The 13231-nt window shown below is 61.7% G+C and carries 8 protein-coding genes and 1 pseudogene; 3 read left to right on the top strand and 6 right to left on the bottom strand.

Going from position 1 to position 13231, the window contains the following annotated elements:
* Nucleotides 1–275: 275 nt before the first annotated feature.
* The 4 genes from NET03_RS10295 to NET03_RS10280 all read right to left on the bottom strand — a co-directional run bounded on the left by NET03_RS10295 (nucleotide 276) and on the right by NET03_RS10280 (nucleotide 5058).
* A complete protein-coding gene (locus NET03_RS10295; RefSeq protein ID WP_252128829.1) occupies nucleotides 276–1241 on the bottom strand; it encodes an alpha-ketoacid dehydrogenase subunit beta in 966 nt (321 codons plus the stop codon).
* Between the two features lie 22 nt (nucleotides 1242–1263).
* On the bottom strand, nucleotides 1264–2292 hold the full coding sequence (locus NET03_RS10290) for a thiamine pyrophosphate-dependent dehydrogenase E1 component subunit alpha (protein WP_252128828.1): 1029 nt from the start codon (nucleotides 2290–2292) through the stop codon (nucleotides 1264–1266).
* 73 nt (nucleotides 2293–2365) lie between these two features.
* Nucleotides 2366–3214: a YhjD/YihY/BrkB family envelope integrity protein gene (locus tag NET03_RS10285; protein ID WP_252128827.1), complete on the bottom strand. Its 849-nt coding sequence runs from the start codon at nucleotides 3212–3214 to the stop codon at nucleotides 2366–2368.
* A gap of 188 nt (nucleotides 3215–3402) precedes the next feature.
* On the bottom strand, nucleotides 3403–5058 hold the full coding sequence (locus tag NET03_RS10280; protein WP_252128826.1) for a PDZ domain-containing protein: 1656 nt from the start codon (nucleotides 5056–5058) through the stop codon (nucleotides 3403–3405).
* A gap of 596 nt (nucleotides 5059–5654) precedes the next feature.
* Here NET03_RS10280 and NET03_RS10275 point away from each other — a divergent pair.
* Both NET03_RS10275 and glpK read left to right on the top strand, forming a co-directional pair.
* Nucleotides 5655–7346: a glycerol-3-phosphate dehydrogenase/oxidase gene (locus NET03_RS10275; protein ID WP_252128825.1), complete on the top strand. Its 1692-nt coding sequence runs from the start codon at nucleotides 5655–5657 to the stop codon at nucleotides 7344–7346.
* Between the two features lie 205 nt (nucleotides 7347–7551).
* Nucleotides 7552–9069, top strand: a pseudogene (gene glpK, locus NET03_RS13855) (glycerol kinase GlpK).
* A 149-nt stretch (nucleotides 9070–9218) separates the two neighbouring features.
* Here the strand turns inward: glpK and NET03_RS10260 are convergent.
* Together NET03_RS10260 and NET03_RS10255 are read right to left on the bottom strand one after the other, a co-directional pair.
* Nucleotides 9219–9707 carry a VOC family protein gene (locus tag NET03_RS10260; protein WP_252128824.1) on the bottom strand — a complete coding sequence of 163 codons (489 nt, stop codon included), beginning with the start codon at nucleotides 9705–9707 and terminating at the stop codon, nucleotides 9219–9221.
* Nucleotides 9708–10359: 652 nt separating this feature from the next.
* On the bottom strand, nucleotides 10360–11643 hold the full coding sequence (locus tag NET03_RS10255) for an aspartate aminotransferase family protein (protein ID WP_252128823.1): 1284 nt from the start codon (nucleotides 11641–11643) through the stop codon (nucleotides 10360–10362).
* A gap of 307 nt (nucleotides 11644–11950) precedes the next feature.
* Between NET03_RS10255 and NET03_RS10250 the strand changes: the two genes are divergently transcribed.
* Nucleotides 11951–13225 (top strand): MFS transporter, encoded by a 1275-nt coding sequence (locus tag NET03_RS10250; RefSeq protein ID WP_252128822.1) that lies wholly within the window; start codon nucleotides 11951–11953, stop codon nucleotides 13223–13225.
* The last annotated feature ends 6 nt before the right edge of the window (nucleotides 13226–13231 follow it).

Here is a 13231-nt window from a genome sequence, read left to right as displayed (position 1 = left end):
CAACCAGCCATGTGATCCAGGATTCTCTGGTCGGTTGGCGCATGATTCCTGCTGTTGAAGAGGGGAAACCGTTTTCTTCTGGAGAACGGTACAAGGGCGTCGGCGCGTGCCGTGCGCCCCGGACGGAAGAAACTCGTCCTCTGCTGGACGTTCGTTTTTGCTGAGGAAGAAGAAAAAGGCAGAGCTCTCCTCCTGCCGGTGCCGGCTATGACCTGTCGTCTTCACCGGCAGGAGGTTCCGTCTGGTTGGCTCGAGGACAGATCTCCAAATGCTCCTTAGGCCTGGACGACTTCGCGTATTGCCTGCACAATGCGCTCGACACTCGGGATCACTGCGTCTTCGAGTGGTTTGGAGTACGGAACGCTCGTGTCGAGCGCGGTGACGAGGCGCGGTGGTGTAGTTAGCGCACCAAATGCGCGCTCGGCGATTTCCGCGGCAATCAGGGCGGAAGCCGAGGCATGGCGTGGTGCCTGATCGACCAGCACAACCCGCCGCGTCTTCTCGACTGAGGCGACGAGGGTGTCGAGGTCGAGCGGGGCGAGCGAGCGGGGATCGACGACCTCGACGTCGATCCCCTCCTGGGCGAGCAGGTCAGCCGCTTCGAGCGAACGCTGCACCATCCAGCCAGTGGCGATGACGGTGACGTCGCGGCCTGACCGCTTTACGTCAGCGACGCCAATCGGGACCTCGACATCCCCGTCTGGCACCGGGCCTGGTACGAGGGTGAGCATGTAGTTGTGGAGATAGACGACCGGATTGTCGTCGCGGATAGCTGCTTTCATCAGCCCCTTCGCATCGGCGGGCGTAGAGGGGACGACGACTTTGAGGCCGGGAACCCCCATGAAGAGGTTATACCAACAATTCGCATGTTGCACGGACCACCCGGCGGCAAAACCGTAGCCAGCCTTGAGGACGATTGGGACTTTGACCCGGCCGGCGGTCTTGAAGTACACCCGTGCCGCTTCATTGACCACCTGGTCGAGCGCGACCAGGATGAAGTCAGTCATCAGGAGCTCCACGACCGGACGGAGCCCGACCATTGCCGCCCCAACTGCCATGCCGATCTCGGCCGTTTCCGAGATTGGTGTTGGTCGGACCCGCTTGCGACCAAAAGCGACAACCATCGGGTCCTCATCGCTGACCGCTTGCTCCTGGCCGTAAAAGATCACGTTGGGGTCGCGCTGCATCTCTTCGGTGATTGCCTCCATGATCGCTTGGATGTACGGGATCTCCCGGGTCATGCTTGCTGCTCCCTTCTCTGTCTTAGGCATAGACGTAGCGCTGGAGAATGTCCGGCTCAGGCCAAGGGCTCTCCAGCGCGAACCGCACGGCATCGTCCATCTCCTCGCGGGCGGCCGATTCGATCGCAACAAGTTCGTCTTCTGATACTCCGATCCCACCGAGCCACGCACGGAACCGCGGGATTGGATCGCGCTGGCGCCACTGCTCGTACTCATCGGCGCACTGGTAAATGGTGAGGGCTTCATGCTCTTCGAAGTGCAGCGGCACCGGTGGTGGGACGATGATGTTGCCATGCGCACTGAAACGATAGAAGACTGATTCAATCAGCGTTGGCCCTTCACCGCGTCGTGCGCGCTCGACAGCGTTGGCAACAGTCGTCAAGACGGCGATCGGGTCAGTGCCGTCTATTGTCACACCGGGCATCGAGTAGGCTCGAGCCTTAGTGGAAAGCGGCTCGCCAGCGGCGGCATTGGCGTCCTCCATCTCGACGCGCGTCACCGCCTGGTACAGGTTGTTCTCCAGGATGTAGACCACAGGCAGTTTCCAGAGCGAGGCGATGTTGAGCGACTCGTGGAATGCTCCTTGCTTTGCGGCACCGTCTCCAAAGAAGCAAAGCACAACCTGATCGCTGCCACGGACCTGAATCGCGAGTGCGACGCCGGTCGCATGCGGGATGCCTTGCCCGACAATCCCCGAGGTGCCGAGGAACTGGTGCTCGGGGTCTGCCAGGTGCATCGAACCGGCGAGCCCGTGCGAGAGTCCTGTCGCCTTGCCGTAGATTTCGGCCATCATGGCGCGTGGAGAGCTCCCAAGCGCAATGAGATAGCCGTGGCAGCGGTAGGTGGCAAGGACGTAGTCGTCTGGGCGGATGGCCGCGATCGCCCCGACGATCGTTGCCTCGGCACCGTCACCAAGATGGGTGTGCCCGCGGATCATGCCGGGATGCTCAGTAAAGGTACGCTTCACGCGCTCTTCGAACTCGCGGATGCGCACCATTTGGCGGTAGATCCAGAGCGCACGCTCCCGATCGGGATAGGGTAAGGGGTGCATCGTTGCCTCCTCCGTTCGGCTGTCCGGTTGCGACCCGTCCGTATGAGCATCATCGCGGATGACGCTTCAGCGCTCAAGTCGATTGTTCAGCTCTGTGGAACCGATCCTCTGCTAAGATGACTGCGACGATCGCACCATATAGCGTGATCATCGCTGCAACGTGTGCGGCGACGAGGAGCGCGACGAGCGCGCCGAGCAAGCCGTAGACCTCACTCGATCGCCCTAGGCCTCGAGCAAGGAATGCGAGAATTGCCTTGGCGAGTTCCCAGGAGCCCGCCGCGAGGAGGCTGCTCTGCACGATCGCAGGGTAGGGTAAGCGTGGCCCTGGGAGCAGAAATGCGTAAAGGGCGGCGAAGAGGAGCCAGGAGGCGGCGAGCCCGATCACGGACCGCCAGACGAACGGGAGCTGGACGAGGAGCCCACCAACAATCCCCAGGATGCCGAGCCAGGCGATAGCAGTAAAGAGCGCGATCAGCGTCGCTGAAAGACCGATCAGGCGTTCGCGGAGCGGAGCACGAGGCAGTGCCGGCGCAGCAACAGCACGCAGCGCATGACGCAATGTGCTGCCAAGTAGGCTTGCTGCCCACAGGCTGAGCAGCACGCTGGCCACAGCCAGGAGGCCGCTGGCCACCTCAGCTTGCCGTTCCAGCATCGATGTGAGCAATGGTGCGAGAGCCGCAGTTTGTGGGAGTTGCGTTGTCACCCAGTCGATGATCGTTGCCGGGGCCACATAGTCGCGTAACAGGAGACCGCCGAGTGTTGCCAAGGCGAACAGAAATGGGCCGAGCGAGAGCACTGCTGCATAGGCAATGGCAGCAGCATACAGCGCACCATCGCGTTGTGCAAAGAATTGGTATGCCCGCCACAAGGAGCAAACTCTGGCGACACGCTCAATGGTTCGGACGCATCGCAGTACCTGCACTTCTCGTGTCCTCTCCAGGCTTCCACTTAGCGCACTCGGAGACTTTTCCTTTCTCTGTCGTGCACGTGTTACTACGCTCGCATGGTGTTGTGGAGACAGAGCAAGTCGTCCATCTCTGATCATCGATGACAGAGCCGGCTGTGGCACCTTGCTGCGGGACGGGCCAACGCGTTACCAGCGTCGCCTACTCACCGAGGTAGAAGCTCGACGTGTACCTCGTGGAAGCGGACTGTGACCGGCACAGTGTCGAAGCTCTCAACCCAGAGTGCGACCTGGCCGTAGCCAAGCAGCGGGTCATCCAACTCGGCGACGGTTTCCCCCGCCACGCGGAAGATAAGCTGCGTGTCCTGGGCTGCGAGCTCAAGTTCCAGTGGGTCGGTCGCGGGATCGATCGCCGCAAGTGGGGTGACGGGCAGGAGGACAGCGGACTGCCCGGCGACGGCCAGTGAGCAGGTCGCCACGAGTTGCCCTCCCGCACGGACGACGGCACACAAGTACAGATTGCGAGAACCGTTGGGCTCCTGGCTCGAGCGGACAATCATACCAGCACCGGCATTCTCGGGGAGGCTGACACGGGCGGTGATGCGCTGGTCGGTGCCAGCGCCGAGCGAGAGGGGAGGGAAGATCCCGAACGCGTTTGGCTGATTAAGCGTGATGACATAGCTCCCGTCACGGAGCTCGCCAGTTCCTACTTGACTAGAACCGGTCGGCCAATCGGCAGCCTCCTCGGGGCGGTCGAACGTCCACGTTGTCGTCACCGGCGTCCTCACGGGACGCGGCCGTGGGTCACGGCGGAGCTCAGTCAAGGGCACTTGGGCGGATTCACCAATGCGAGGACGTGCCTGGGTAACGATGAGTTCCTGGTCAGTGACCTGTCGAAGTTCGATGGGTAGATCGTCCCCTTGCCGGTGCTGGCGCAGGATACCACAGAGTTGAGCGAACGACTCGAGTTCGGTGCCGTCGACGTGCGTGAGCAACATCCCGGGTTCGATCCCAGCGCTGGCTGCTGGGCCGTTCGGAGTCACGCGGAGAACAACGAGTCCCTTGTCTGTCCCGAAGCGTTGTGGGTTGCGGTGCGGGCTGAGGCCGAGGCCCAGCCAGAGGAGGCCGCGTCCTTCGGCCAGCACGTCGGCCGCGGCACGGGCACGTTCGGCAGGCAAGAACAGGCCGGTTGGGAGCAAGAGACCGAGCACTGCGGCATGCCGGTTGACGAGGAGTGAGCCCTCGGTGAAGCCGCTCAGGTCGATCGTCACGCCAATCTCCTCGATCGCGCGACGTGTGTCGGTGGTGACCCCCGCGATGACGGCCGGTGCGCTCACAGGCGCACCATCGGAATCGGATGCTGAGTGGCCGTAGACGAGGACATCGATGCCAATGTCCGTCTCACTCGCGCTGCCCAAAGGGGCAAGTGACAGATCCGTGGTTGGCTGCAGTGCCACAACGGCAATACCGTCACAGGGACTGACACCGCGGAGTTCGGCTGGGCGTGGTTCGCTCGACCCAGGCAGGAGCACCTGAACACGCTGGGGTGCTCCGCCCTCAAGTGGTGGAGCGATGGTAAGGAGGAACCCCGGTGCGTACGCGACACCCGTGGCCAGAAATGGACCAGCTTGCGGCAGTTCAAAGCGGATGAGCACCGTGGCAGGCGCGAGGCGGGCTTCGACCTCGTTCCAGGCGAGTTCAGTCTCGCTTGGACGCGGGACGGTGGGAGTGCGATGTGTACCGTCAAGCGCGGGGAAGCCACGGCAACCTGTCAGGAGAAGCGCCAAGGCAAGCAGCAGGCTGAACTTGTGATGTGCTTTGGATGCTACGAGGAGCTGTGATCCAGCTGTCCTGCCGTTCATGGTATGCCTTCCACGTAACGTCGCTCGCAGCGGAGTGTAGTGCAGGCAAGCGTGTTGCTCAAGGAATCCAGTCAGGGGCAGGAGTTCCCAACACGTCTACGTTCATCTCCTGGGTTGGCGACGCGAAGGGATACAGAGTGGGGGGTCGATGGGCAGCCACCTGTGGCCCAGCGCCGATGGAGGGTGAGTAATGCTCGGTGTCTCGAAGCAGCGAGATTCCGGACGAGATGGGCAGCACGTCGGCGAGGCGCTCTTCTGGTGACAGAGGTCGCGGAAGTACGTGGCAATACGAGAAGCTGATAGAGGGTGGGCGGCTGAGGAAACGAGCTGCCTGCAGAGCGGGTTGACCCCCCAGGAGAGAGCGCGAATCGAAGCAAGGAGGATCGAGGGGTTGGCGCAGCGATGCGAGAGCGTTCGGTGGTACCCTGTCTAGCTGCGCGAGTTCCTCATCGCAAGGCGATCGGCGAGGTGGAGACCTCGCGAGGATCGTGAGCAGTCGGAATGTCTGTGATCACCGACCAGCAGCAGTCGGCGCCGCACCATCGTGTGCAGCGTCACTGATTTCTCTTGATCGACTCTTGGAGAGGATGGTTTGCATGCAACCAATGGAGAGTCGCCCCTCCTTGCTGGACCAGCTCCGCCGGAGCGTCTTTGATGTCCTCATCATCGGTGGAGGGATTACGGGTGCAGGGGTGGCGCTCGATGCTGCTGCTCGTGGGCTGCGGGTGGCGCTGGTTGAGCGACGCGACTTCGCCAGCGGCACGAGTTGCTCTTCGACGAAGCTTGTGCATGGTGGGATCCGTTACTTGCCGCAGCTTGATATTGGACCGGTACGTGAGGCGCTTGTCGAGCGAGGACTTTTGCTCCACAACGCACCACGACTCGTCGAGCCCTTGCTGTTTGTCCTTCCAATCTTCCGCTTCAATCGGCGGCCCCTGGGATTACGGTTTGTCCCCCCGGCTGGGCCGTTGCTCTTTGGGTACCTGGAGCTCGGTCTACTCGCCTACGACCTTCTGGCGGGCCGCCGCAATATTGAGTGCCATCGTCGGCTGAATCTGTCAGCAGTCCAGGACATCGTCCCGGCACTGCGAACGGGCGGTCTGCTGGGGATCTTTGGGTATTTCGACGCGCGGACGAACGATGCACGTTTGGTGATGAACGTCCTGGCGTCGGCCCGTAGGCATGGGGCAACGATCTGCAACTACTGTGCGGTTATCGGCTTCGAGCGCAGTGGTGGTCAGTTGCGTGCGGCGCAGGTGCGGGACGAGCTGACCGGCGAAGAGTTCACGATTCAGGCGCGCATTTTTGTCAATGCGACGGGGATCTGGGGAGAGGAAATCGAACGGCTCGCTTTGGGGACACCAACAGTCCACATTGCGCCGAGCAAGGGGGTGCATCTGGTGCTGCCCCGGGAGCGAGTCGGGGTGACGCAAGCTGCGGTGGTCATTCCGGAGACGAGTGACGGACGGCTCTTGTTTGTCATACCGTATGAGGGGCGCGCGATCCTCGGGACGACTGACACCGGTGCTGGGCCGCTCGATAACCCGCGGGCGGACGATAGCGACGTGGACTTCCTCCTTGACCATGCCAACCAGTATTTCGACGTGGGGATCTCGCGGGCCGATGTGATCAGCGCCTACGCGGGCTACCGGCCGCTCATCCGGCGTGGCGTTGCCGAGGTGACGGCACAGCTTTCGCGCTCGCACGAGCTCATTGAGCATGAAAGCGGGCTGATCTCCATTCTCGGTGGCAAGCTCACCACCTATCGGCGAATGGCGGAGGAGACGGTGGACCGGATCCAACGGCGGCTGAGGCAGCCAGTGCGCCATGTGACGGCGCGTTTGCCACTGGTCGGACGCGAGAGACTGGAGGAAGCAATACCGGCGATCGTTACGTTGGCGCAGCAGCTCAGCGTCGAGGAAAGCGTACCGTGGCTACTGCGTGCATATGGCACCGACGCACGTTCCGTCCTGGAGCTTGCAGCAGAGGATGAGCGGCTGGCATCGCCGATCGTCCGTGGACTGCCATACCTCTTGGCTGAAGTGGTGTACGCATGCCGGAACGAACTCGCGCTGTGGATCGGAGACGTGTTGGAGCGCCGCACGTGGGTGCTGTTCGCGGATCGGCAGCACGGACTCGGGGCGCTCTCGGCGGTTGGAGAACTGATGGCGCGCGAGCTCGGCTGGGAGCCGGATGAGCTTGCGTGCCATATGGACACCTATCGACAGCGTGTCCTGGCGCTCTGTGCGAGCGAGCAGGGCATTGGAGCATCGCTCGCGGTGACCTGAGAGTAGGAGCGTCGGAGTTCGGGAGAAAGACGAAGAGTGCGCAGGGAAGGGTTTTCACCGTGATAGCGGCGCTGTGGTTGTGCTGGAGGTTGCCAGACGCAAAAGAGCGCCCCGTGTGCCGTACCCGAGAGCGAACGGCGGCAATGTCTGCCTGGCATGCGAGCGCGTCAAGCCAGCGAGCGAAGACAGCGGAAGGGGAGAGACGATGAGCCGCTTGGTGCTCGCTATCGATCAGGGGACGACGAGTACACGAGCAATGATCTTCGACCGTGAAAGCAAGGTGATCAGCATGGGTCAGCGCGAGCATCGACAGATCTATCCCCAACCAGGGTGGGTTGAGCACGACCCGCGGGAGATCTGGCAGCAGACGCAGGAAGTCGTGCAGGAAGCACTGGCACGGGCTGGGGTGCCGGGAGGAGCGATCGCTGCCATTGGGATTACCAACCAGCGTGAGACAACTGTGGTCTGGAATCGCCAGACGGGCCAGCCGTATACGAACGCACTTGTGTGGCAGGATACGCGCACCGATCAGATTTGCGCCCAGCTAGAGCGCGAGGGGTATGGCCCGCTCTTTCGGGAGCGAACCGGATTGCCGATCAGCACCTATTTTTCAGGCCCCAACCTGCGCTGGCTGCTCGACCACATTGCTGCACTTCGGGCTGATGCGGAGCGGGGGGGGGCGCTCTTCGGCACTCTAGATACGTGGCTGATCTAATGGCTCACTGGAGGGCCGCGGGGTGGGGCGCACGTTACCGATGTGACGAATGCCAGCCGCACGATGCTCATGAGTCTGCGTACGCTGGATTGGGATGAGGATCTGCTTCAGCTTTTGAGAATCCCGCGTGAGATGCTGCCAGCGATTCGACCAAGCTCTGATCCAAGAGTGTATGGCTTCACCGCGGCTGATGGGCCGCTTGGGGCGGCGGTACCAGTGTGCGGCGATCTCGGCGACCAACAGGCAGCGCTCCTTGGACAGGCTGGCCTGCGGTCGGGGATGGCCAAGAACACCTATGGAACCGGCTGCTTCCTACTCCTCAATACGGGCACAGAGCCGATCCCCTCGAAGGCCGGCCTGCTGACCACGGTGGCGTACCGATTTGGCGACGACGGTCCCTGTGTCTACGCCCTTGAAGGCTCAATCGCGATCGCTGGTGCTCTGGTGCAGTGGTTGCGTGACAACTTGGGACTGATCAGCGAGCCAGCCGAGGTGGAGGAACTGGCCCGTTCTGTCGAGGACAATGGCGGGATCTACTTCGTCCCGTTCTTTTCTGGAGCGTTCGCGCCGTACTGGCGTCTGGATGCTCGTGGTGTCATTGTCGGCTTGACGCGCTTTATCCACCGCGGACATGTGGCACGAGCAGTACTGGAGGCAACCGCGTACCAGACGCGGGGCGTCGTGGAAGCGATGGTGGCGGACTCCGACATTCCGCTTGCCGAACTCCGCGTCGATGGTGGGATGGTGCGCAACGAGTTTCTCATGCAGTTCCAGGCAGATATTTTGGGCGTTCCGATCGTCTGTCCTCTGGTCAGCGAGACGACGTCACTTGGTGCAGCGTATGCGGCGGGACTGGCGGTAGGGTATTGGGAAAGCCAGGAGGAAATTGCTCATTACTGGCGAGAAGCAAGACGCTGGATTCCCCTCATGCCGGCCGAACAACGCGAGGCACTCTATGCGGGCTGGAAGAAGGCAGTGGAACGTAGTTTCGGCTTGGTCGAGGTGTGATGCGTAGCATGGAGCGCTTCGCCGTGGTCTGCGGAAGCAGCGGTGAGGGTAAGTAGGCGATGCAATCGCGGGAGCAGCTCTACCACGCCCCCTCGAGGCATGCATCAGATGACACCAAGCGTACCTTTCGGGCGTGCCAATCTACCCGCCTACCCGGCGGAAGACGCAGGGAGTGCCTCCAGAAAAAGTGTTGCCTGGAGATTCCACTCGTTCTGTGGGTGACGGTCGGCGAGACGGACACACTGAGCACGGAGCTCGGGTGGAAGGAGTTCGGCATTCGGGTAGTCAACTTCGATCAAATTTCCAGCTGGATCACGAAGGTAAAGCTGGATGTTCCCATTCGGCAACTCCACCAGAAAGTGACTAAAGGTGTCGCTGTCCAGGCAACCACGTTCGTGCGCCTTTTCATAGATGGCTGGGAGGTTATCGACAGTCAACGCAAAATGTGCGTATCGACGCGCATCCTCCGGCCGCTCGAAAAGATGGAGTTGGAGGTCACCGACACGCAGCCACTGGACCGGGTGGCCGAAGTTGGGAGTAGGGATGCGGACAAGACCGAAGACCTCCTCGTAGAAGCGGACAGATTCTTCAAGGTTTTTGGCGACGATGCTGACGTGGTTCAGCGCCCGAGTCGGCATGTGATGCGCTCCCTTCCCGTGCAACGAACAGCTCTTGCTGATTGATATGGTGAGTGTACCAGTTTCACTGCGGAAGATGGAGCAGGTTGCGACAAGCTGGAGGAAGTCTATGGGAGGAGTCCTTCCTGGACCGTGAAGAGGGTTGGAGGTGAAATTTGCAGACATGCGTGATCATGCGTCGTGTATTGCGCAGGTTCACGGCGCTGGCAGTTTGCTGCTGGCGGAGCTCCCACCCATGACATGCGGTTGATGCAGTCGGTGTGGAGATGTCCCAAGCGCCATGCATGTTGTGAGTCGAGTTCAGGTTTCTGGCCATGGATCGAGAGAGACGTGGTCAGGCAGCTTTGCGATGAGCCGCTCGCATGCAGGCTGAGTCAAGGGGAAATGGTGCTGCCCACGGAGTCAAAGACCCACGGTGGGCGTGCCAGGAGCGCCCATCGGGTTGTTCTCCGTGTAGGGATTGAGATCTTGAACAGGCGACTCGCAGCAGCCTAATGGCCGGGCAAGCTGGCGGTGGCTCCCGTGAAGGGTGCCGTGTCACCCAACCCGAATGCGAAGAGCTGATGCGACGTGCTCTCAGCGAGCGGAGCCCTGCCGTAAGCTGCTGGCTTTGAATGTTGCGCAGTCCTGCAGCTCCTGGCTGGCGATAGTCTCAGGTGATCACCCGCAACCCCTCGGCGAGGACAGCCAGCGCCCGTTCAAGTTGCTCCCAGGAGATCGTCAGCGGCGGTTGGATACGCACCACATTGCCTTCTTGTCCACCCACGCCGATCAAGACGCCATGCTCGCGACAGTAGGCACGCAAGGCCGCAGCCTGCTTCGTTGCCGGCTGCTTCGTGCGGCGGTCAGTGACGAGCTCGACGCCGATCATCAGCCCAAGCCCGCGGACATCGCCGATCAGCTCATGTTCCGTCGCGAGCTCACGCAGCTGTGCAAGGACGTACTCGCCCTTACGGGCAGCTTGGCCGGGCAGGTCTTCCTCCAGCATGACCTCGATATTGGCCAGGGCGGCGGCACAGGACACCGGATTGCCGCCGAAGGTGGAGAGGTGTTCACCGGGCTGGAACGAGTCGGCGATCTCCGCACGGGCGATGCATGCGGAAAGTGGGAAGCCATCGGCAATGCCTTTGGCCATGACCATAATGTCGGGCTCAACACCGTAGTGTTCGATGGCAAAGAACTTCCCAGTGCGCCCGAACCCGCTCTGTACCTCGTCAGCGATGAACAGAATGCCATAACGGTCCAAGACGTCTTTGACATAGCGGAAGTAGTTCGCGGGCGGGACGATGATACCGCCTTCGCCCATGACTGGCTCGGCAATGAAGGCGGCCACGTTACCCGAGGTTTGATACTTGATTGCCCACTCAACCATCTCGGCGCAGCGCTGGGCGAGGATTTCGGGATCATCGGTGCCGAAGGGGTTACGATAGAGGTACGGGGCGGGTGCAAAGGCGACGCCAGGGAGGTAGGGGCCACCGCGTTTCTTGCGCTGCATGTTGCCAGTGACAGAGAGTGTGCCGACCGTGCGACCGTGGAATGAGTGTGTTAGCGCAAGAAATTCGTTGCGGCCCGTATACGCCTTCGCCATGCGGAGAGCTGTCTCAATCCCCTCAGCACCGCTGTTCCCAAAGAACGTCTTCTGAAGCGCACCAGGAGTAATCTGGGCCAGACGTTCAGCCAGATCGGCTACGACTGGGACATGGTAGACGTAACTTGCGGCATGGACCAGTTTGTCGGCCTGGGCTTTAGCCGCAGCGATCACTTTCGGATGGCAGTGCCCAGCGTTGGTGACGGCGATCCCAGCAAAGCAGTCGATATATTCGCGCCCGTTCACGTCGACGACGGTCGCGCCGCTGGCGCGCTCGACCGCGATCGGCTCAACTGCAGCGACGAAGCTGGTGCAGACGTATTCCCGATACTTTTCGATGGTGCCCATCGGCATACTCCTCATCCTATTCTCGCGATGACCGGCCCCAATGCTTTCTGCCCCCGGCTCATTCTAACGCTGATGTGTGCCGTACGGTGTGATGATTCCGGGTGTGCACGACACGGCTGAGGTGACGATGTGGCCGCGGGTTGGGAGAATGCGCTACAGGTAGCATGTGATGCTTGGTCCATCACGCTGTGGCCCATGATGGAAACCTGGCGAACTGGATCGTCAGGCGCTCCCGACACAGAGGAAGACCAGGCGTTCCTCTTGCCCAACGGCGTGGTAGGATCGGGCGCGTGTGGGGGGCGTGACTGTGGTGGAGTCCCTCGAGCAGCGGCCCGCTGGCCGTGGTGGAGCACTTTACTCGTTGCGAGTCTATCCGGCATTCAGACTGCTGTTCGGGACGACGCTTGCGACCAACGCGGCGTTCTGGATGTGGTCGCTGCTCTCCGGATGGTTGGCGCTTGTCCTGACCGATTCCCCGTTTTTCGTCGGACTGACAGGATTCTTGAACGGGATCCCGATGCTGCTCGTGAGTCTCCCGGCGGGAGTAGTAATCGACCGATTGGACCGTCGGTTCGTGTTGCTGACTGCGCAAGTGCTTGTTACTGTCGTGACCGTGTTGCTCGTGGTCCTCCTGTGGCTTGACCGACTCCAACCATGGCAGCTCCTGGCCGCTGCCTTCCTTTCGGGAACCGGGATGGCGTTTGTGTTTGGGACGCGCAGCGCGCTGGTGGCGAATGTCGTCGGTCGCGAGGCGCTGGTCAACGCGGTGGCACTGACGTCGACAGCCCAGAACGCGCCGCGCATCGTGGGCCCGGCCCTGGCTGGCCCGCTGGTCGGAGCGGTTGGTCTGGCGGGAGCCTTTGGGGTCTGCGCACTCTTTCAACTGCTCTCGGTGGCAATTACTGCGCGGCTGCCTCGCGTTCGCCCGGCTTCGAGCGGGGGGTCCTTCTGGCGAGCATTTGTTGAAGGTGTAGAAGTGGTCTGGCGGCGCGAGCAGCTGTTGGCGCTGATGGTGCTCGCTGCGCTCCCGACACTGCTTCTTTTCCCGTACATGAACTTTCTGCCGGTTTTTGCTCGTGACGAACTTGGAGTGGGGGCAACCGGTCTCGGCATCCTCATGGCGCTGAACGGTCTCGGCGCGGTCATCGGCTCGGTCGCGGTAGCGGCTCGTCGGCATATCGGGGAGTCACCGCGGGTCCTGGTGGTCAGTGTTGGCCTCTTTGCGACGGCAGTGTTGGCGTTCGCACAGGCTCCATTTGCGTGGTTAGCCGGACTTTTTCTCTTTGCCGCTGGTGTGACTGGTGCGGTGTATATGGCGGCGACAAATACGCTGCTACAGCTCACAGTGGAAGATACGGTGCGCGGTCGTGTTTACAGCGTCTATCTCTTGACATGGGGACTACTGCCGCTTGGGACGTTGCCGGCCGGAGCGCTGGCCGACACGTGGGGTGCCCCGCTTGCGGTCAGCATGCTTGCGCTGCTCGCGGTTGTGGCGGTTGGTGTGGTGACGCTGCGTTTCCCGATCCTCTGGCGGTCATCGGTGTGGGTGGAGCGCTCGCGAACAGCGTCCCGCGTTGGTTGAGTTGTC

This window comes from Thermomicrobium sp. CFH 73360, assembly GCF_023806465.1.
Taxonomy (GTDB): domain Bacteria; phylum Chloroflexota; class Chloroflexia; order Thermomicrobiales; family Thermomicrobiaceae; genus Thermomicrobium.
This window is presented reverse-complemented; position numbering and strand designations above follow the sequence as displayed.